14 protein-coding genes are annotated in these 20,999 nt (G+C 75.5%); 11 read left to right on the top strand and 3 right to left on the bottom strand.

Annotated elements, in window-relative coordinates; genetic code table 11:
• Positions 1-8 precede the first annotated feature (8 nt).
• From glf to ACRYR9_RS07410, 11 genes are all read left to right on the top strand, one after another.
• Positions 9-1,193: a UDP-galactopyranose mutase gene (gene glf, locus ACRYR9_RS07460; protein WP_432494109.1), complete on the top strand. Its 1,185-nt coding sequence runs from the start codon at positions 9-11 to the stop codon at positions 1,191-1,193.
• The gene (locus ACRYR9_RS07455) at positions 1,190-3,274 is read left to right on the top strand and encodes a glycosyltransferase (protein WP_432494111.1); all 2,085 of its coding nucleotides are present in this window, start codon (positions 1,190-1,192) and stop codon (positions 3,272-3,274) included. Before glf ends, ACRYR9_RS07455 begins: the two co-directional genes overlap by 4 nt.
• A gap of 5 nt (positions 3,275-3,279) precedes the next feature.
• Entirely contained in the window at positions 3,280-4,185 is a 906-nt protein-coding gene (locus tag ACRYR9_RS07450; RefSeq protein ID WP_432509663.1) for an ABC transporter permease, read from the top strand.
• Entirely contained in the window at positions 4,185-4,934 is a 750-nt protein-coding gene (locus tag ACRYR9_RS07445; protein ID WP_432494115.1) for an ABC transporter ATP-binding protein, read from the top strand. The genes ACRYR9_RS07450 and ACRYR9_RS07445 overlap by 1 nt, the downstream gene beginning before the upstream one ends.
• Positions 4,931-5,524 (top strand): phosphatase PAP2 family protein, encoded by a 594-nt coding sequence (locus tag ACRYR9_RS07440; RefSeq protein WP_432494117.1) that lies wholly within the window; start codon positions 4,931-4,933, stop codon positions 5,522-5,524. Before ACRYR9_RS07445 ends, ACRYR9_RS07440 begins: the two co-directional genes overlap by 4 nt.
• Complete coding sequence (locus ACRYR9_RS07435; RefSeq protein ID WP_432494119.1) at positions 5,521-6,390, top strand: decaprenyl-phosphate phosphoribosyltransferase; 870 nt, start codon at positions 5,521-5,523, stop codon at positions 6,388-6,390. Before ACRYR9_RS07440 ends, ACRYR9_RS07435 begins: the two co-directional genes overlap by 4 nt.
• A complete protein-coding gene (locus ACRYR9_RS07430) occupies positions 6,387-6,851 on the top strand; it encodes a GtrA family protein (protein WP_432494121.1) in 465 nt (154 codons plus the stop codon). Before ACRYR9_RS07435 ends, ACRYR9_RS07430 begins: the two co-directional genes overlap by 4 nt.
• Positions 6,848-8,053, top strand: coding sequence for a glycosyltransferase 87 family protein (locus tag ACRYR9_RS07425; RefSeq protein ID WP_432494123.1), 1,206 nt, complete (start codon positions 6,848-6,850; stop codon positions 8,051-8,053). The genes ACRYR9_RS07430 and ACRYR9_RS07425 overlap by 4 nt, the downstream gene beginning before the upstream one ends.
• A gap of 10 nt (positions 8,054-8,063) precedes the next feature.
• Positions 8,064-9,914: a SpoIID/LytB domain-containing protein gene (locus ACRYR9_RS07420; protein ID WP_432494125.1), complete on the top strand. Its 1,851-nt coding sequence runs from the start codon at positions 8,064-8,066 to the stop codon at positions 9,912-9,914.
• A 104-nt stretch (positions 9,915-10,018) separates the two neighbouring features.
• Entirely contained in the window at positions 10,019-12,112 is a 2,094-nt protein-coding gene (locus ACRYR9_RS07415) for an arabinofuranosyltransferase (RefSeq protein ID WP_432494127.1), read from the top strand.
• A 6-nt stretch (positions 12,113-12,118) separates the two neighbouring features.
• Positions 12,119-15,220, top strand: a complete 3,102-nt coding sequence (locus ACRYR9_RS07410; RefSeq protein WP_432494129.1) for an arabinosyltransferase domain-containing protein — start codon at positions 12,119-12,121, stop codon at positions 15,218-15,220.
• Positions 15,221-15,226: 6 nt separating this feature from the next.
• Here the strand turns inward: ACRYR9_RS07410 and ACRYR9_RS07405 are convergent, their stop codons facing one another.
• The 3 genes from ACRYR9_RS07405 to ACRYR9_RS07395 all read right to left on the bottom strand — a co-directional run bounded on the left by ACRYR9_RS07405 (position 15,227) and on the right by ACRYR9_RS07395 (position 20,833).
• Positions 15,227-16,840 carry a family 43 glycosylhydrolase gene (locus ACRYR9_RS07405; RefSeq protein ID WP_432494131.1) on the bottom strand — a complete coding sequence of 538 codons (1,614 nt, stop codon included), beginning with the start codon at positions 16,838-16,840 and terminating at the stop codon, positions 15,227-15,229.
• Between the two features lie 88 nt (positions 16,841-16,928).
• Positions 16,929-18,770, bottom strand: coding sequence for a family 43 glycosylhydrolase (locus ACRYR9_RS07400; protein ID WP_432494133.1), 1,842 nt, complete (start codon positions 18,768-18,770; stop codon positions 16,929-16,931).
• Between the two features lie 110 nt (positions 18,771-18,880).
• Entirely contained in the window at positions 18,881-20,833 is a 1,953-nt protein-coding gene (locus tag ACRYR9_RS07395; RefSeq protein ID WP_432494136.1) for an N-acetylmuramoyl-L-alanine amidase, read from the bottom strand.
• Between the last annotated feature and the right edge of the window lie 166 nt (positions 20,834-20,999).

The raw sequence follows: 20,999 nt of genomic DNA, 5'->3' as shown, positions 1-20,999 counted from the left end.
GGGGCGCTGTGAACGCCGACCTGGTCGTCGTCGGGTCCGGCTTCTACGGACTGACCGTCGCGCGGCGGTGCGCCGAGGAGCTGGGGTTGAAGGTCCTCGTCCTGGAGCGCCGCTCCCACATCGGCGGCAACGCCTACTCGGAGGCCGAGCCCACCACCGGCATCGAGGTGCACCGCTACGGCGCGCACCTGTTCCACACCTCCAACGAGCGGGTGTGGGAGTACTGCAACCGCTTCACGAGGTTCACGAACTACGTCCACCGCGTCTACTCGACGTACCGCGGTGAGGTCTACCCCATGCCGGTGAGCCTGGCGACGATCAACCAGTACTTCCGCAAGGCGATGTCCCCGGCCGAGGCGCGCGCCCTGGTGGCCGAGCAGGCCGGCGAGGTCGACACCGCGAGCGCGGACAACTTCGAGGACAAGGCGATCTCGCTGATCGGCCGCCCGCTCTACGAGGCCTTCTTCCGCGGCTACACCGCCAAGCAGTGGCAGACCGACCCGCGCGAGCTGCCCGGCGAGACGGTCACCCGCCTGCCCGTGCGGTACACGTACGACAACCGCTACTTCAACGACACGTACGAGGGCCTGCCGGTGGACGGCTACACCGCGTGGCTGGAGCGGCTGGCCGACCACCCGGGCATCGAGGTCCGCCTGGACACCGACTTCCTGCGCGAGGGGGAGTTCTCCCGGGACGCGGTCGTGGGGCGGGTGCCGGTCGTCTACACCGGCCCGGTGGACGAGTACTTCGGCGGCGCCGAGGGCGAGCTGACGTGGCGCACGCTCGACTTCGAGCAGGAGGTGCTGCCGGTGGGCGACTTCCAGGGCACCCCGGTGATGAACTACGCCGACGAGGACGTGCCGTACACGCGCATCCACGAGTTCCGGCACTTCCACCCCGAGCGCGACTACACGCGCGAGGCGACCGTCGTGGTCAAGGAGTACTCCCGCTTCGCCGCGCGCGGTGACGAGCCGTACTACCCGGTGAACACCCCCGCGGACCGCCAGCGCCTGCTGGCCTACCGCGACCTGGCCCGTGGCGAGGACGGCGTGCTGTTCGGCGGACGCCTGGGCACCTACAAGTACCTGGACATGCACATGGCCATCGGCGCCGCGCTGTCCACGGTGGACAACAAGCTCGCCCCGCACTTCGGCGGGAGCGCGAAGCTGACGAGCGGTGGGGTGGACGCGTGAGCACGACGCTGGTGGAGCTGCCCGGCGCGACCTGGCGCACCGTGCACCGGGTCGTGCTGCCGCAGGACCCCGACGCCGACGACCTGGCGCTGTACGTCGACCACGACTCCGCCGTCTCCACGCCGGGGGCCTCGGGCGGCCGTCCCGGCGAGGACGCGAGCCCCCTGGCGGGCGCCGCGGCCGCCGAGGCCGGCCCGGCGGCGTTCGCGGTGCGGCACGAGGGCCGCAGCGAGAACGTCCGCGGCCGCCGCGGCCTGGTCGTGGACGCCCGCTCGCGCGTCTCGTTCGGCACGTACTTCAACGCCTTCCCGGCCAGCTACTGGCGGCGCTGGACCACCGCGAGCGCGGTGCGCCTGCACGTCGAGCTCGCCGCGCCGGGCACCGTCACCGTCTACAGGTCGAACGCGCGCGGGCTGCGCCAGCGGGTGACCTCCAGCCCCGTCCAGCCGGGCGAGCCGCTGGTGGTGGACCTGTCGCTGGCGGCCTTCGGCGACGGCGGCTGGTACTGGTTCGACGTGGCCGCCGGCGCGGAGGAGACCGCGCTGGTCAGCGCGCAGTGGCAGGTCGCCGAGGAGGTCCCGCCGCCGGCGTCGACCCTGTCGATCGCCGTCACGACCTTCAACCGCCCCGACTACTGCCTGGCGCTGCTGCGGACGCTCGCCGCCGCCGAGGACGTGCGCGCGGTGCTGGACCACGTCTACGTCATGGACCAGGGCACGCAGCTGGTGGCCGACGAACCCGGCTTCGCCGAGGTGGCCGCGGACCTGGGCGAGCAGTTGCGCATCGTCCGCCAGGGCAACCTGGGCGGGTCGGGGGGTTTCTCCCGCGGCATGCGCGAGACGCTGCGCGAGGGCCGCAGCGACCACGTCCTGCTGCTGGACGACGACATCGTCGTGGAGCCGGAGGGGGTGCTGCGGGCGCTGCAGTTCGCGCAGGCTTGCCGCACGCCCACCGTGGTCGGCGGCCACATGTTCGACATGTTCGACCGCAGCGTCATGCACTCCTTCGGCGAGCGCATCGACAAGTACCGCTTCTTCTGGGGATCGGCGCCCGGTGTGCAGGAGCGCCACGACCTCTCGGCGCAGAACCTGCGCTCGACGCCGTGGATGCACAAGCGCGTCGACGTGGACTACAACGGCTGGTGGATGTGCCTCATCCCGGTCTCGGTGATCCGCGAGGTCGGTCTCTCGCTGCCCGTGTTCATCAAGTGGGACGACGCCGAGTACGGCCTGCGTGCCGCCGCGGCGGGTTTCCCGACCGTGAGCCTGCCCGGCGCGGCCGTCTGGCACGTCTCCTGGATCGACAAGGACGACGGCACGGACTGGCAGGCGTACTTCCACGAGCGCAACCGCCTGGTGGCCGCCCTGCTGCACTCGCCGTACCCGCACGGCGGGCGGATCTTCCGCGAGAGCGTCTTCACCGACGTCAAGCACCTGATCTCGATGCAGTACTCCACCGAGGTGCTGCGGCTGATGGCGCTGCAGGACGTCCTCTCCGGCCCGGACCACCTGCTCGCCACGCTGCCCACGCGCACCGCCGAGGTGCGCGCGGCCCGCAAGGACTACGTCGACGCCCGCACCTCCACCGACGTCGACGCCTTCCCCGCGCCGCACCAGCGCAAGCCCCCGCGCAAGGGCAAGGAACCGACCTCGCCGAACCGCGTCACCCTGCTGCCGTGGGCGGCGGCGGTCGTGGCCCGGCACCTGACCGCCCCCGACCCCGAGGCGCTGCAGCGGCCCGAGAAGCAGGTCGCGGCGATGGACTCCACGTGGTGGCGCCTGGCGCACTACGACTCCGCCGTGGTCTCCACCGCCGACGGCACGGCCGCAGCCTGGTACAAGCGCGATCCGCGCGCCTTCCGCGACCTGCTGCGCCGCAGCGCCGACGCGCACCGGCAGCTGTGGGCGCGCTGGGACGAGCTGGCCGCCGCCTACCGCCGGGCGCTGCCGGCCTTCACCTCCCCGCAGGCGTGGGACGAGGTCTTCGACGCCAGCACCGTGCCCGCCGCCCGGGCCGGGTCCCGGCCGGTGGCGCCCGCGGACGGGGACGTCGCCCGCGCGGGTGCGGGAGAGGAGCGCTGAGCGGGGTGGTGGCGGGGTCGCCGGGAGCGGCCGGGCACCGATCCGACGACGACCTCGACGGCTTCACCGTCCCCGGCAGGGGGCGGGGGCTGCTCGACGTCCTGGAGCGGCGCTACCTGCTGAAGCTGCTGGTGCGCAAGGAGCTGCGCGTGCGCTACCAGGGCTCGTTCCTGGGGCTGCTGTGGAGCTACGTGAAGCCGGCCGTGCAGTTCGCCGTCTTCTACTTCGCGCTCGGGGTGTTCCTGCAGCAGAACGAGGCGGTCCAGGACTACGCGGTCTACCTGTTCTCCGGGATCGTCGTCATCAACTTCTTCTCGGAGACCTTCGGCAACGCGACCCGGGCGGTCACCGGCAACGCGGCCCTGGTCAAGAAGATCTACCTGCCGCGCGAGCTGTTCCCGGTGAGCTCCGCGTGGGTGGCGGCCGTGCACTTCCTGCCGCAGCTGGTGATCCTGCTGCTGGGAACCCTCGTGTCCGGCTGGCGGCCGACCGTGTGGCAACTGCTGTCGGGCGTCCTGGGCTTCGTGGTCGTGGCGGTCCTCGCGACGGGGCTGGGGTTGTTCTTCGGGTCGATCAACGTCCTGTTCCGCGACTTCGAGAACATCGTCGACCTCATGCTGCTGGTGGTGACCTGGACCTCGCCGGTGCTGTACCAGTGGAGCCTCGTGCGCCAGGCGCTGCCGGGCTGGCTGTGGCAGGTGTACCAGCTGAACCCGGTGACCAGCGGTGTGGAGCTGTTCCACTACGCGTTCTGGTACGGCGCCACCCGCCCGGGTGCGGGACCCGCCGCGACGCTGCCCCCGCACCTGCTGTGGCACGGCGCCCTGTCGCTGCTGATCGCGCTGGTCGTGCTGGTGGTGGGGCAGTTCACCTTCCGGCGGCTCGAGGGCCGCTTCGCCCAGGAGCTGTGATGACCGGACCCTCCGCCACCGCGCCGCGCACCCGGACCACCGTCCGGGTCGAGGGCGTCTCCAAGCGGTTCCACCTGCGCCACGACCGCAGCCTGAAGAACCTCGTGGTCTCCGCCTTCCGCGGCAAGGACCTCGGCGACTCGTTCAACGCCCTGGACGGCGTCGACCTGACCGTGCACCAGGGGGAGACCGTCGCCCTGCTGGGCCTGAACGGCTCCGGCAAGTCCACCCTGCTCAAGCTGATCTCCGGCGTCATGAGCCCGGACACCGGGCGGGTGCTGGTCCGCGGGCGCATCGCCGGGCTCATCGAGGTCGGGGCCGGCTTCCACCCCGACCTGACCGGGCGCGAGAACGTCTACCTCAACGCGGCGATCCTCGGCATGGACGAGGCCACCACGGCCCGGCGCTTCGACGAGATCGTGGCGTTCAGCGAGATCGAGCGCTTCATCGACACCGAGGTGAAGTTCTACTCCTCCGGGATGTTCCTGCGGCTGGCGTTCGCCGTCGCCGTGCACACCGACCCGGAGATCTTCCTCATCGACGAGATCCTCGCCGTCGGCGACGCCCCGTTCCAGCAGAAGTGCCTGGCGCGGGTGCGCCAGCTGCGCGACGAGGGGCGCACGCTCGTCATCGTCAGCCACGACCTCGACATGGTCGAGAAGCTCTGCGACCGCGGGGTCGTCCTCGAGCACGGCCGGGTCGTCGCGGACGAGGGCATCACCGCCGCCGTCCAGCGGTTGCGCGGATGAGCGGCGTCCCCACCCCGACCGCGCCCACCCCGGCCGGTCCCCCCCACGACCCGGAGAGCGACGTGCAGCCCGAAGGCCCGGTGCCCACCACCGCCGAAGTCCGACTGATGATCGCCGTCCAGCGCCGCCTGCGCCACGCACCGGTCGTGCAGGTCGCCCGCGCCATGAGCCTGGCCGGCGAGCACGCCGCCGTGTGGATCGCGGCCGGTGCGGTGGGCGCGGCGGTCGACGCGCCCCGCCGCCGCGAGTGGGTGGAGGCGACCGCCGCGGTCGTCGCCGCCCACGGCGCCAGCGTCGTGCTCAAGCGCATCACCCGCCGGGTGCGGCCCTCGCACCCGGACGTGCTCGTGCACGCCGGCACCCCCAGCCGCTTCAGCCTGCCCAGCTCGCACGCCACCTCCACGACGGCCGCGGCCGTCGCCTTCGGCCGCCTGGTCGGCCGCGGCGCCCTCGCGCCGCTGGTGCCGGCGATGGCGCTCTCGCGCGTCGTCGTGGGCGTGCACTACCCGACCGACGTCGTCGCCGGCAGCGCCCTCGGCGCGACCGTGGCCGCGCTCGCACCGCGGGCGCTGCGGCGGGTGCGCCGGTGAACGCGGTCGCCGGGCTCGTCAAGACCGCACGCCCGCACCAGTGGATCAAGAACGTCCTCGTCGTCGCGCCCCTGCTGCCGGCCGGTGCCGCGCAGCTCGACGCGCACGCCTTCCTCGGCGCGGCCATCGCCTTCGCCGCCTTCTGCGTGGTGGCCAGCGCCGTCTACCTCGTCAACGACGCCAAGGACGTCGAGGCCGACCGCGCCCACCCCAAGAAGCGGTTCCGCCCCATCGCCGCGGGCGCGGTCTCCCCGCGCACGGCGTACGCGGCGGCCGTGGTGCTGTTCGTCGTGGGGCTGGCCGGCTCGGCCCTGTGGGACCTGGACCTGCTCGTCGTCATGGCGGTGTACGCGGCGATCCAGCTGGCGTACTGCTTCGGCCTGAAGCACGAGCCGGTGGTGGAGCTGGCCAGCGTGGCCTCGGGGTTCCTGCTGCGGGCGCTGGCCGGGGGCGTGGCCGCCGGGATCCCGCTGTCGTCGTGGTTCCTGCTGACCACCGGGTTCGGCTCGCTGTTCATGGCGGCGGGCAAGCGCTACGCCGAGGCCCGTCAGGGCGAGGCGACCGGGCGGCAGGTGCGCAGGGTCGTCCAGAAGTACACCCAGACCTACCTGCGGTTCGTGTGGACGCTGTCCGCGACGGTGCTGGTCACGGCGTACTCGCTGTGGGCGTTCACGTTCCTCAACGAGTCCAGCCCCCGGTGGGGCGTCGTCTCGGTCGTGCCGTTCGTGCTGGCGGTGCTGCGCTACGCGGTGGACGTGGACCGCGGCCAGGCGGAGGAGCCGGAGGACCTGGCGCTGCACGACCGGGTGCTGCTGGCGCTGGCGCTGACGTGGGTGGCCGTCCTGCTGCTGGCGGTGTACGCGTGAGCGGGCACGAGGGCGTCGGCGGCACCGGCGGCGCGAGCGCCCTGCTGCGCCACCACCGGGTCCAGGAGGTGCTGCGCTTCCTCGTCACCGGCGGTGCGGCGTACCTCGTGGACGTGGCGGTGTTCAACCTGCTGCTGCTGGTCCTGGACGTGCCCTCGCTGTGGTCGAAGGTCGTCTCCAGCGTGGTGGCGATCGCCGTGGCGTTCCTGGGCAGCCGCTACTACACCTGGCGCGACCGCCGCAGCGAGCGCCCGGGGCGCGAGTACGCGATGTTCCTGCTGCTCAGCGTGGTCGCGGCGCTGCTGCAGGTGGCGTGCCTGTGGTTCTCCCGGCACGTGCTGGGCCTGACGTCGCCGCTCGCGGACAACGTCTCCTCCAACGTGGTCGGCATGGCGATCGCGACGGTCTTCCGCTTCCTGACGTTCCGCTCGCTCGTCTTCCCCGACCCCGACCGGGCGTGAGGCGGGCGGCCGGGCCCGTCCTGCGCTGGGCGCCCCTGGCGCTCGCCCTGGCCTGGTCCGCCCTGCTGCTGGCGACGGGGCACGGCGCCGAGGGCTGGCAGCGCGGGTACGACCTGGCGGTGTACCGGCACGGCGCCGCGGACCTGCTGGCCGGGCGCGACCTCTACGCCCGCGTCACCGAGCGCGGGCACTACTTCGTGTACCCGCCGGTGGCGGCGGTCCTGTTCGCGCCGCTGCTGCTGGTGCCGGCGGGTGCCGGCCTGCTGGTGTGGGACGCGGTGCTGGTGCTCGTCCTGGTCGCGGCCGGGCACCGGCTGCTGCGCGCGGCCGGGGTGCCGGCGGCGCTGGTGCCGGCGGCGCTGGCGGTGGTCGTGGTGAGCGACCCGTTCCGCGAGGCGCTGGTGCTGGGTCAGGTCAGCCCGCTGGTGGTGCTGGCCCTGGTGGGTGGTGCGGCGCTGGGGGTGTGCGCGCCGGGGGCGGGCGGTGCGCTGGCCGGGGCGGCGGCGGCGGTGAAGGTGACGCCGGCGCTGGTGCTGGTGCTGGGCGCGGCGCGGCCGTGGCGCCGGTTCGCGGTGCGGGTGCTGGTGGCGGGGGCGGTGCTGACGGCGGTGGGTGCGCTGGCGGCTCCGGCGTCGTGGCGCAGCTACTTCCTGGACCTGCTGTGGCGCTCGGGGCGGGTGGCGCCGCCGGGCACGACGAGCAACAACTCGCTGGCGGGGGCGTTCGCCCACGCGGGGGTGCCCGCGGCGGCCGCCCCGGTCGCGGGGGTGGCGCTGGGGGCGGTGCTGGTGGTGGCCGCCGTGCTCGTGCTGCGCCGCGGCGCGGGCCCCCGCTCGTCGGCGGGGCGGGGCCCGTCGCCGGGCGAGGGGGTGCGGTGGGGGCTGGCGGTGAGCCTGCTCAGCTGCCTGGTCAGCCCGGTCACCTGGAGCCACCACGTGCTGGCCGCTCCGCTGGCTGCCGTGGTGCTCCTCGTGCCGGCGCGGGGCCGGGTGGTGCGCGTGGCGGCCGCCGCGGCGCTGGTGCCCTGGCTGCTGCCGGTGCTGCAGTGGGCCGCGGCGCTGGGCGGGGCGGGCGGGGCGCTGCTGGCGCAGGTGCGGCCGCTGTCGGCGGTGGTGCTGCTGGGGCTGCTGGTGATGGACGGGCCCGAGCGTCACGGGTGGGTCACGAGTGACGGGCGGCGCTTGACGATACGTGGCAGCTAGCTAACACTCGGTGATCGTGCGTCGTCGCCGCCTCGTCCCCGCCGCCCTCACCGCCGGCGTCCTGCTCTGCGCTCTACCGGTCCCCGCCGCCCAGGCCGCCGAGACCTTCCCCGCCCCCGCCTCCGGGGCCTGGACCGTCACCGGTCGCGGCTACGGCCACGGCTACGGCATGTCCCAGTGGGGCGCGCAGTCGCGGGCCGTCGCCGGCCAGGGCTACCGGCAGATCCTCGAGGCGTACTACCCGGGCACCACCGCGGCCACCCGCGCCGACCGCACCGTGCGCGTGCAGCTCTCGCGCTTCAGCGGCCCCGAGGTGTTCCTGGAGACCCGCAGCGCGGCCCCCCTGCGGGTGGGGGACCGCACCGTCCCGCAGGGCCAGCGGCTGCGCGTGACCTGGGACGGCGCGGCCCTCGTCCTGACGGCGTTCCTGCCCGGGTGGCAGGAGGTCTGGACCGAGCGCTGGACCACCGTGCCGACGGTCACCGGCGACGACGGCGTGTGGGTCGAGCACCTGGACGGCTCCGGGAACCGCTACGCGGGGAGGATCTCCTTCCCGCTGAGCACCCCCGTCACGCCGATCAACACCCTGAGCCTGGAGGGCTACCTGCTCGGCGTGGTGCCCCGCGAGTCGCCCGCGTGGTTCGCGCCCGAGGCGCTGAAGGCCCAGGCCGTCGCCGCGCGCAGCTACGCGCTGTCCACCCTGCGCGCCCCCTCCTCCGCCTACGACATCTGCGACACCGAGGCGTGCCAGGTGTACCGGGGCGCCGCCGCCCGCACCGCCGCCGGGGAGGTCACCGACCTGCAGCCGGCGGCGACCACCGCGGCCGTGCGGGCCACCGCCGGGGAGATCCGCGAGCACGCCGGTGCTCCCGCCTTCACCCAGTTCTCCTCCAGCAACGGCGGCTGGTCCGCCACCGGCAGCAAGCCGTACCTGCGCGCCGCGGAGGACCCGTTCTCCTCGCCCGCCGGGAAGGTCCCGCAGGACACGGTGGCCGGCTGGACGGCCCAGCTGCCCGTGTCCACCGTCGCCTCCCGGTGCCCCGCCGGGGGGCAGCCGCGCGCCCTGTCGATCACCCGCCGCGACGGCAACGGCGAGTGGGGCGGGCGCATCACCGAGCTCGTCGTGCGCTGCACCACCGGCGACGCCACCCTGAGCGGCGCCTCCGTCGCCCGCTTCGCCGGTGCCCTGCGCTCCAGCTGGTGGGACGTCGTGCCCGGCGGCACCGCCCAGATCGACGCCACCTGGCGCGCCCTCGGCGCCGCCGCCGGGCCGCTCGGCGCCCCCACCGGCCCGGTGTGGGCGCTGCCCCAGGTGGAGGGCTCCTACCAGCTGTTCCAGCGCGGATCGATCTACTGGTCCCCGCGCTCCGGCGCTCACGCCGTGCGCGGCGCGATCCGCGACAGGTGGGGCGCCCTGGGCTGGGAGGGGTCCTACCTCGGCTTCCCCACCACCGACGAGACCGCCGTCCGCGGCGGCGCGTTCAACCACTTCCAGGGCGGCTCGGTCTACTGGTCCCCGGCCACCGGCGCGCACGCCGTGCGCGGGCTGATCCGGGACCGCTGGGCCTCGCTCGGCTGGGAGACCGGGTTCCTCGGCTACCCCACCACCGACGAGGTCGCCCTGCCCGGCGGGGCGTTCACCCACTTCCAGGGCGGCTCGGTCTACTGGTCCCCGGCCACCGGCGCGCACGTGGTGCGCGGGGCGATCCGCGACGCGTGGGCGCGCCAGGGCTGGGAGACCGGCCGCCTGGGCTACCCCACCTCCGACGAGTACGACGTGCCCGGCGGCAAGCGCAGCGACTTCCAGGGCGGCTCGATCACCTGGACCCCCGCCGGCGGCGCGGTGGTCACCACCCGCTGACGCGCGCCGCCCCCGCGCGGCGCGGGCGGGGAGCGGGTGCGCCGTGGCCTACCCTCGGGTACCGGTCGGTCACCGTGGCCGGCGACCGACGTGGTGGGTGACGGGTGACGCAGGCGACGCGCGAGAACGACGACCTCTCGGACCGGACGGCGCACGCCGCCGCCGTCCGGGTGCGCACCCGGGACGCGGTGGTCCGCGGCGGCTTCCTCCGGCTCGGGCTGGCCCTGCTGGCCGGCACCGTCGTCGCCGGCCTCGTCAGCCTCGTCGTGCAGCGGGTGACGACCGCGCTCGTCCTGCGCGTCGCGGGCGGGGTCGCCGGCAGCGACACGCCGGTCTTCTTCTCGCCCACCCCCTCGCACGCGGGCACCGCCGCCACGACCGCCGTGCTCGTCGCCGTGGTCGCCGCCACCCTCGGCCTGTGCGTGCGGCGCCGCTGGTGGCGCGGCACCGAGGCCGTCGCCGTCGTGGTCGTCGCCGCCCTGGCGACGCTGCTGCTGGCCCTGCCGCTGGCGGGCACCCGCTTCTACCTCGGCGGCAACACGAACGACCAGGTGTTCCGCACCCAGTTCCTGGGGCGCCTGACCGACGACTGGCACCTGGCCGACATGAACTACGCCGGCCTGCCCTCCTTCTACCCCGCGGGCTGGTTCTGGCTCGCCGGCCGCTTCGCGGACCTGACCGGCACCCCGGCGTGGGAGGCGTTCAAACCCGCCGGGATCGCGACCTCCGCGATCGTGCCGGTGCTCGCGGTGCTCGCGTGGTCGCGACTGGTCGGCCCGCGGCGGGGCCTGCTCGCCGGGCTGGCCACCACGGCCGTCGGCGTCTACCCGGCCCTGGCCGGGCCGTTCGTCGACGAGCCGTACTCCTGGTGCCTGGCCGCGTTCGTGCCCGTCGTCGCCGTCGTCGCCTGGCGCGCCTTCGGGGACGTGCCCGCCCGGGCCCGCACCGCCGCAGCGGTCGCCGTCGGGGTCGCCCTGGGGCTCGGTGCGATGACGTACACCCTCTACGCGGGGTTCGCCGCGCTGCTGGTCGCCCTCGCCTGCGCGTGGCGCACCGGCGCCGCCTGGCGCGCCGGGGCCGGCCCCGCCGCGCTGCGCACCCGCCTGCCCGCCCTCGTGCTCGCCGCCCTGGTCTCCGCGGTGCTGGCGCTGCTCGTCTGGGCCCCCTACGTCGTGGAGGTCGTCACCGGCGGCGGCGGCCGCGCCGCCGCGCAGCACTTCCTGCCGCTGATCTCCGCCCAGCTGCCCACGCCGATGCTCAACCCCACGCCCTGGGGCGCCTTCCTCCTGCTGGGCACCCTGTGGCTGGTGCTCGCGGCGCGCCGCGACCCCGTCGCGCCCCCGCTGCTGCTCGTCGTCGCCGTCGCCTACCTGTGGTACCTGCTGTCCACGGCGGCGCTGCTCGCCCGCACCACCCTGCTCGCCTTCCGCATGGAGGCCGTGCTGGTGGAGACGCTCGCCGTCGCCGGCGTGATGGGCGCCGCCGCGCTGTGGCGCGCGCTGCCCGGGGTGCTGGACCGCTCACCGCTGACCGGGCGGCTGCGCGAGGCGCAGGTCCTCACCGCGCTCGCCGGCGCTGCCGTGTTCGTCGTGCCGCTGCAGGCCACCGGCCAGAACCTCGCACCCCAGATCGAGAAGGCCTACACCGACTACACCGCGGACGGCACCAACGCCCTGGGGCAGAGCGACGAGAGCCTGGACGGCGCCTGGACCGACGAGCTCGTCGCCGCCGTCGACGGTGCCGCGGCCGCGCAGGGCCTGAGCCCGGACGAGGCGGTCGTGCTGAGCACCTACTACGAGATCTTCTCCTTCCGGCCCTACCGCGGCTTCCAGCAGATCACCGCGCACTACGCCAACCCGCTGTCCGACTACGACGCCCGCCGCGCCGAGGTGGAGTCCTGGGCCGCCGCCACCGGGCCCACCGACCTGCTGCGCCGCATGGCGGACAGCCCCTTCGCGGCACCCGACGTGCTCGTCCTGCGCCGGGCGGACGACGGGTACCAGGTGGGCCTGACCCGCGACATCTTCCCCGCCGAGCCGAACGTCGACTGGACGACCACGACCTTCGACCCCGCGCTGTTCGAGGACCCGGCGTTCACGCTCACCGACGTCGGCCCGTTCGTGGTCGTCGGCGTGGACCCCGGCGCGGAGCCCGCAGCGGACCCCGCCACCGCCTCGTCCGCCACCGCGGCGGGCTGACGCCCCTTGAGCCCCACCGCCCCCGCCCGGGGCCGCGCGCTCGCGCTCGCCCTGGCGGCCCTGGCCTGCCTGCTGTCCGTCGCCGTCCCGCTGGCCCCGGTGGTCGTCAGCACCCCCGAGGTCACCTGGCCGCGGGCCGGGCAGGCGCCCACCTCCACCACGGCGCTGTTCATGCCGTACCGGCCCCTGGACGTCACCGCCGAGGTGCCGTGCGCGGCGGTCGGCGCGCTCGCCGGGCGGACCGCGCCGGGCCAGGACGCCGTCCTGGTCGCCACCGCCCCCACCGGCTCCGAGCGCGGCCGGCAGCGGTCCCTGAGCGTCACGGTCGCCGACGGGCGGCTGCTCGTGCGCTCCTCCGGGCGCGACCTGCTCGACCTCGCGGTGGACGACCCGCGGCTGGCCGCCCCCGGCTGCGTGCTGCGGGTGGCCGCCGGTCAGGACGGCACCACCGTCACCGACGGCTCCGCCGGGCAGGCGCTGGCGTCCGCGGACGGGCTGCCCGTGCCGGAGGTCACCGCCTTCGTCACCGACGTCACCGCCGCCGACGGCACCACCACCACCGGCGGCGCGGCGCCGTCCGTGGTGGCGCACCCGGACGCGCGCTTCGAGAGCCGGCCCGGGGCGCTGAAGGTCGCCGTCCTGGTCGCCCACGCCGTCACCGCGTTGCTGGCCGTGCTCGTGCTGCTGCTCGCCGCGGGCCCGGCACCACGGCGGCGGTCCGGGCGCGGGCGGGCGGGGGAGCGTCCCGCGCGGCTGGACCCGGCGGTGCCGCGCCGGTGGCGCCGCGGGGCGGCGGTGGCCTGCGACGCGGTGGTGGCCGCGGCGCTGGTGCTGTGGGCCGGTGTCGGCCCGCTGCACACCGACGACTTCTACTACGTGCTGGAGGCGCGCAGCGCCGAGCTGACGGGGACCGTCGGCAACGTGGTGCGCTACTTCTCCGTCCCGGAGATCCCCTTCACGCTGCAGCAGCTGCTGCTGTCCGCGGTGGTGCAGGTGTCCGCGGCGCCGTGGGCGGTGCGGCTGCCCGCCGCGCTGTGCGGGATCGGCACCTGGCTGCTGCTGACGCGGGTGGTGCTGCCGCGCCTGGTGCAGGACCCGCCGCTGTGGACCCGCCCGCTGACCGCGGTGGTCCTGCTGGCCTGGTGGTGGCCGTTCAACACCTCCGCCCGCCCCGAGAGCCTCGTCGTGCTCGTCTCCACCGCCACCCTCGCCCTGGTGCTGGAGGCGGTGGCCCGCCGGCGGGTGTGGCTGCTCGGGCTGGCCGCCGCCACCGCGGGCGCCGGGGTGGCGGTGACCGCCTCCGGCCTGCTGTCCGCCGGGCTGCTGCTGGTGCTGGCGCCGCGGTGGTGGCCGCTGCTGCGCGAGAGCCGGCTGGGCGCGCTGCCCACCGCGGGTCTGCTGCTGGCGTGCGCCAGCGTCGCCTCGCCGCTGGTCTTCGCGGACGCGAGCCTGGCCGCCGCGCTGACCGCGCTGCGCGTGCACGACGAGGTGGGGCCGAACCTGGCGTGGTGGCAGGAGGCCGAGCGCTACGCCGCCCTGACGGTCGGGGTGGACCCCAACCAGCGCGGCTACGCCCGCCAGGTGGTCGTGCTGCTGACGCTCGTGCTGATCACCGGCGTCACCGCCGCGCTGCTGCGGGCCACCCGCGCGCACGGGCCCCGCACCTCGTGGGTGGTGCCCGTGGCCGCGGCCCTGACCGGTTTCGGCGTCCTGGCCGTCTCGCCGACGAAGTGGTCGCACCACTTCGGGGCGCTGGCGGGGGTGGGGACGCTGCTGGCGGTGGTCGCGGCGGTGGTCCTGGTGCGGCGCAGGCCCACCCGCTGGGCGCTGCTGGCGCTGTGGGCCGTCCTCGTCGCCGTGGCGGGTGCCGCGTTCCACGGTCCCGACGCGCAGGTGGAGTACTCCGCGTACGGCGTCGACCCCGCGCTGCCCGCGCTGCTGGGCCAGCCGCTGCTGTGGGCGGCGCTGTCGGCGCTGGTGGTGCTGCCCGTCCTGCTGCGCCGCCGCCGGCGCTCCCGGGCGGCCGTGCCCGGCGAGGCGGGCGGCGGGGCGGGCGGTCCGGTGCGCGACGCGTGGCCGGAGCTGGTGGCGGCCGCGGTCGCGGTGGTGCTGGCCGGGTCGGTGCTGGTGCAGGCGGCCAGCGTCGCCGTCGCCGCGCACCGGCTGCGCGGCTCCTGGTCGGTGGCCTCCGACGCCCTGCCCGCCCTGACCGGGTCCTCGTGCGGGTTCGCCGACGCGGCCGTCGCCCTGACCGGGCAGCGGGCCCTGGAGCCGGTCGCGGTCCCGGGCGCGGACCCCGCGCCCGGCGGGGTCGCCCCGGCGGCGAGCGCGGAGCAGACGGCCGGGCTGCTGGACACCGCCCCCGACGGGGCGGGTGCCTGGTCCGCCGTGCCGGGGGCGCAGGTGAGCACGCCGTGGCTCTCCCTCGGCGAGCGCACCGCCTCCGACACCCTGGCGTTCGACGTGCTGGGCACCCCCGACGAGGTGGTCGTCGAGTTCGCCGACGCCGACGGCGAGCTGCTGCCGGTGCCGGCGGTGCTGCCCGCCGGGGACGGCTGGCGCCGGGTCGGCTTCGGCCCGGTCGCCGACGCCCCGCCGGGGGCGGTGGCGGTGCGGGTGCGGCTGCGGGCCGGCGAGGCGGCGGGGGCCGGGCAGGCGCCCGTCCCCGCGGTCACCGACGTGTACCGGCGCACCGGGCAGACGGTCTCGGAGGTCGTGCCCGCCGGCACCCACGTCCTGCTGGACTGGCCGATCGGCCTGCACTTCCCCTGCTACGAGCCCCCGGTGGTGGCGGGCGGGATGGTCGAGCCGGTGGAGTGGGTGGTGCGCAGCGCCACCTTCGAGGTCACCCCGCCGCTGGCCCTCATCGACGGCGGCGGTTCCTACGCCACGCTGCCGGAGGTGGCGACCCTGACGCCCTACCGGGGCTTCCTGCCCGGTGCGCCGTACCGCGAGTGGGGTGACCTGGTGCGGGTGGAGTACGAGCTGCCCACCGGCGGCTACGACGTCGGCGCCGGTGAGCGCACCGTCCCCGGCTGGCGCTGGTGGGACGGCGCCGGGCCGGGGCCCAGCCCGCAGAGCGTCCTGGACGGTGCCGCGGACGGCTGAGGGGCCTCAGCCGCGCGTGACCCGGCCCGTCGCGGCGTCCCACACCAGGGAGCCGTGCTCGAAGTCGCTGCGCTTGCCGCCGGGCACGTCGCGCTCGTCGCTGACGGGGAACCCCAGCGGTCCCGCCTCCCAGCCGGTGTCGCCCCACGCGGACTGGATCGCCCCGCGCACCACGTGCGCCCCGGTGGCGGGGGAGGAGTAGATCGAGCCGCCGAGGAAGTGGCTGAAGACGCCGCGGCCGTCGGGGGTGGGGACCTCGTCGGAGGTGGGCGGGCCCAGCGGGCCGTCGGCCCCGCCGGTGGCCAGCCACTTCTCCCGGATCGCCCCGCGCACCTCGTGCTCGGTGGGCACCGGGCCGTCCACGACGTCCAGGGTGCCGTCCGGGTGGCGCTGCAGCGTGGCGATGCCCAGCCTGCGCGGGTGCGGCTGCTGCCCGCCGAGGTCCTCGCCGAGCCAGAAGGAGGCGTAGGCCAGGCGCAGGGTGCCGGAGGTGTCGACGAAGCCGTTGGAGCCGCCGGGACCCTGGATCGTGCCCTGGCTGGCGAGCAGCGGGGAGCCGGGTTCGGGACGGCTGCACGGCGCGGTCGGCCCGGCCGGGCACACCGCGTACCCGCTGGCGTAGTTGCTGCGGCCGCTGGCGTCCAGCACCCCGGAGTAGTTCGCCGAGTAGAACAGGTACGTCGTGCCCTCGAAGGTCACCATCGAGGGGTTCTCGATCGTGCTGCCCTCCCAGGCCGCGGCCCGGTTCGTCTCCAGCAGCGTGACCGGGGCGGCGCCGGGCAGGGGGAGCCCGTCGTCGCCGACCTCGACGGCCTGGATCGAGGACTCGCGCACGTCGAGCTTCCCCGCGGCCTTCCACAGCAGGTACCGCCGGCCCGTGGCCGGGTCGGTGTAGGGGCTGGGGTCGATGGACCCCTGCGGGTCCCGCTCGGGCGGCTGGCACTGGATCGGGGCGTCGCCGCTGACGTCGCGGAACGGCCCCAGCGGCGAGGTGGCGGTGGCCAGCGTCAGGCAGAAGCGGTCCGGGGCCACCCGCACCGCCGAGTACGCGAACCAGGTGCCCTCGGTCGTGCCCACGCCCGGCGCCCAGTAGTCGCGGTCGATCCACGGGCCCTGCTGGTGGGGCAGGCCCCAGCTCGCGTCGCGCACCAGGGCGTCGTTGGTGTCGTACGCGGCCCACGGGCCCAGGCCCGCCCGGCGGATCTCCACCGGGATCCGCTCGTCCTCGCGGACGTCGTAGCCGGGTGCTCCCGGGGGGCCGTCGTCGCTGTAGCGCGGCCGCACCGTCCAGGTCGCCAGGTCGGTGCTCGTCAGCACCGGCAGGTACCGGCCGCCCACCGGTGAGGCGTACGCGTAGTAGGTGCCCTCGTGGACGACGACGCTGGGGTCGCCGAAGTCACCGACCCACGTGGTGCCCGGCTCGAACCACCCCTCCACCGGCGGCCCGTCGCCGCCCGGGCGGGGCGTGGCCGGGGCCGCCGTGGCGGACGGCGACGACGCGCCGCCCCCCGCGCCGGCGGCACCGCCGTCCGGCCCGGCCGGGGTGCCGCCGGTGCAGGAGGTGAGCGCGGCGCTCAGCGCCGCTGCGAGCAGGACGGGGCGGTGGCGGCGTTTCGACACGCAGCCAGGTTCGCAGGTGCGCGCCTCGGGCGCCGGACGGGCGAGGCCGCCGGCGCCCGCCGGTGCGGCGGTGCCGGCGGGCCGTGCCTCAGCGGAGGGTGACCACCGCGCCGCGCGCCGGGGTCCAGGTGATCGAGCCGCCCTGGAAGTCGCTGCGCTTGCCGCCGGCGACGTCGTACTCGCTGGAGGTCGGGTAGCCCAGGCGACCGGTCTCCCAGCCCTGGCGCGCCCACGCGTCGCGGATCGCCCCGCGCACCACGTGCGTGCCGGAGGCGGGGGAGTAGTAGACCGAGCCACCGGCGAAGTGGTTGAAGGCCCCGCCGGCGCGCAGCGGCAGCTCGTCGGTGGTGGGGTAGCCGAGGTACCCGTTCTCCCAGCCCGTGGAGGCCCACTCGTCCCGGATCAAGCCGCGCACCACGTGGGCGCCGGTGGCCGGGGACCAGTAGATCGACCCGCCCTGGAAGTGGTTGAACGCACCGCCGCGCAGGACCGTCTCGTCGTTGACGGGGAAGCCCAGCGGGGAGTTCTCCCAGCCGATCGAGGCCCAGCGGTCCCGGATCAGCCCGCGCACGACGTGCGAGCCGGTCGCCGGGGAGTAGTACACCGAGCCGCCCTGGAAGTGCTGGTAGTAGCCGCCCGCGCGCGGGGTGGGCAGGACCGCGCTGGTGGGGGAGCCGAGGAACCCGGCGGCACCGCCCACCGAGCTCCACTTCGTCGCGATGTCGGGGGTCCCCGAGACCGGGGCGCCCTCCACGCGCAGGGTGCCGTCCCCGTTGCGCACCAGGGTGGCGATGCTCATCCGGCGCGGGTGCGGCACGGGGCCGCCGACGTTCTCGCCCAGGCGGAACGTGGCGTACGCCATCCGCAGCTTCCCGCTGGCGTCGACGAAGCCCGACGACCCGCCGGGGCCCTGCGCCGAGCCGGCGCTGGCCAGCAGCGGCACGGACGAGACGCGGTGGCACGCCGCCAGCGGTCCGGACGGGCAGACGGCGTAGCCGGAGGCGTAGCTGCTGTGCCCCTGCGCGTCCAGCGGGTCGGACAGGTTGCCCGAGTAGAACAGGTACGTCGTGCCGCCGAAGGAGACCATCGACGGGTTCTCGATGGTGTCGCCCTCCCAGGAGTTCGGGGCGGTCTCCAGCAGCTTCACGACGGGGGCGCCCGCCTTGGGGAACCCGTTGGCAGCCAGCTCCACCGCCTTGATGGAGGACGGGTGGGAGTCGATCTTCCCGGAGGACTTCCACAGCAGGTAGTTCTTGCCGGTGGCCGCGTCGTGGTAGGGCATCGGGTCGATCGACCCGCCCGGGTTCACGGCGGCGTCCTCGCACTGGATGGGCCCGCCGCCGCTGACGTCGCGGAACGGCCCCAGCGGGGAGGACGACGAGGCGACCGTGAGGCAGAACCGGGAGGGGGAGACGCGCACCGGCGAGTAGGCGAACCAGGTCGAGCCGATGCTGAACACGCCCGGCGCCCAGTAGTCGCGGTTGATCCACGGACCCTGCTGGTGGACCAGGCCCCACGACGCCGGGCGCACCAGCGCGTCGTTGGTGTCGTACTTGCCCCAGTCGTCCAGGGCGGCGGCCTTGATCTCCGCGGGGATCTTCGGGTCGGCGGCCACGGAGTAGCCGGGTCGGCCGGGCGGGCCGTCGTCGGAGTAGCGCGCACGCACCTTCCACGTCACCAGGTCGGTGCTGGTCAGCACGGGCAGCACGCGGCCGCCCACCGGCGAGGCGTAGGCGTAGTACGTGTTCCCGACGCGCACCACGGTGGGGTCGCCGAAGTCACCGGTCCAGGTGGCGCCCGGCTCGAACCAGGTGGGTTCGGCGGCCGCGGCCGTGCCGGCGCCCCCGGCCAGCGTGCAGGCCGCCACGGCGGCGGTCACGCCGGCGGCGATGCCCGTGACGAGTCGGCGCAGTCGGGACGTGGGACGCACGGGTACCTCCGGGTCGGGCGCGTGGTGTCAGTACCGTGCATCGGCACGTGCGCACCCGACCTTGAGCGGTCCGGGGCGGTCCGTGGTGGGCCGGAGCGGTCCGGGACGGTTCAGCGGGTGCTGACCACCGCGCCGCGCGCCGGGGTCCAGGTGATGGAGCCGCCCTGGAAGTCGCTGCGCTTGCCGCCGGGCACGTCGTACTCGTCGGAGGTGGGGTAGCCCAGCCGGCCGGTCTCCCAGCCCTGGCGCGCCCACGCGTCGCGGATCGCGCCGCGCACCACGTGGGTCCCGGCGCGGGAGGAGAAGTAGATCGAGCCGCCCTGGAAGTGGGTGAACGCCCCGCCGGGCAGGGGGTTCTCGTCGGTCGTCGGGTAGCCGAGGAACCCGGTCTCCCAGCCGAGCGAGGCCCACTTGTCGCGGATGAGGCCGCGCACGGCGTGCGCGCCGGTGCGGGGGGAGAAGTAGATCGAGCCGCCCTGGAAGTGGTTGAAGGCCCCGCCGGGCAGCGCCACCTCGTCGGTGGTGGGGAAGCCGAGGTAGGACCCCTCCCAGCCCATCGCCTTCCACTTGTCGCGGATCAGGCCCTTGACGAAGTGGGCTCCGGTGGCGGGCAGGAAGTAGATCGACCCGACGCCGTAGTGGCGGTAGCGACCGCCGATCTTGGCGGGCCCCTCGTCGCTGGTGGGGGAGCCGAGCACGCCGGCGCCGACCGCCGCGTACTTGGCCGCCACCTCGCTGGCGGTGGCGGCGCCGCCGGCGGCCAGCTGGGCCACGCGGGTGCGGATGGTGTCCATCCTGGTGAAGCCGACGTTGCCGGGGCAGGCGGTGTAGCCGACGTCGCGGTGGGCGCTGACGGTGCGCAGCGTCACGGTGGTGCCGCGCGCGTAGCGGGCGGTGCCGCCGCCGGCGCTGGTCAGCTGGGTGGTGCCGGTGGGGTTGATGCCGTGCAGGGAGAACTTCCAGGCGATGACCTGAGCGACGGATTCGAGGCAGGCCGCGGAGGGGGCCGCCGAGGTGTAGTCGCCCATCATGGACACCCCGAAGGTGTCGACGTTGAAGCCGCCGGCGTGGGCGCCGACGACGGGGCGGGTGGTGCCGCCGGCGCGGCCTTCCCAGATGCCGCCGAAGCGGTCGACGACGAAGTTGTAGCCCAGGTCGGCCCAGCCGAGGGTGACGGTGTGGTAGCGGTACATGCCGCGGATGACGGCGGGGACCTGGGCCTGGGTGTAGGTGCCGGGGTCGGCGGTGTGGTGGACCACGGCGGCTTTGAGGGTGCTGCTGTAGGAGGCGGAGGACTTGCGCAGGGTCTCGTCGGCGCCCCAGGCCGCGCGGGTGCGGATCGCGGGCGCGGCCAGCGCCACCCGCTCGTCCACCGACTGCGCACCGGTGCTGCGCAGCAGCACCTCGGAGGTGTCGGCGCCGGTGGTGCTCCCGGAGGTGGCGGCGAGCGCGTCGGCGGGGCTGTGCCCGGGGTCGACGACGTGCAGCTCGGCGTGGGCGACGTCCGCGGCGGGCAGGCGCACCTCGACGGTGGTCAGGGCGCCCTGCGACCCGACCCACAGGGGGTCGGAGCCTGCGACCCGGCCGTCGGCCTCGAGGGTGCCGGGGTCGGCCTCGTTGTCGTTCAGCGGCAGTTCGCTCCACGCCGACCAGGCGCCCTCGCCGTTGCGGGTGCGCACCGCGACGGACTCGGCGGCGGTGCCGCGGGGGAAGGTGACGCCGACCATCCGGCCGCCGGCGACCTCGACGCGCACGACGCTCAGCGCGGTGCCCGCGTGCAGGGAGCGGGTCGTCGCCCCGCGCGGGGCGGGTGCCGCGGTGGCGGCGGTGCCGGGGTGCTGGGCCAGCGGGTAGCTGGTGGTGGAGCCGCCGACGGCCGGGGCGCCGCTGCTCAGCGCGGTGCCCGGGGCGGCCGAGGCCGGGCGGGCGGTGCCGCCCAGGCAGACCAGGGCGGACAGCACCCCGGCGCCACCCCCGGCGCGCAGCAGGGCGCGTCGCGAGAGCGCCCCGTCCGTCCCGGGACGGTTCCGGGTCTCCTGCTGGGCAGTCGCGGTCCACCGCATGGCAGCTCGGTCCTTCGTTCGACGACAGAGGCGGTCGCACCCACACGGGTCAACGCACGTCACGGGCATCGGCACCTGACGGCTGGGGCTTGAGCGGGGGCCGGCATCGCCTGCCACCCTCCCCGAGCGACGGCTGAGGCTCAAGGTGCTCCAGGGCACGAGTCGG

This window comes from Kineococcus auxinigenes, from assembly GCF_050871525.1.
GTDB lineage: Bacteria > Actinomycetota > Actinomycetes > Actinomycetales > Kineococcaceae > Kineococcus.
The sequence above is the reverse complement of the archived record's forward strand: the minus strand, read 5'-3'. Positions and strand labels throughout refer to the sequence as shown.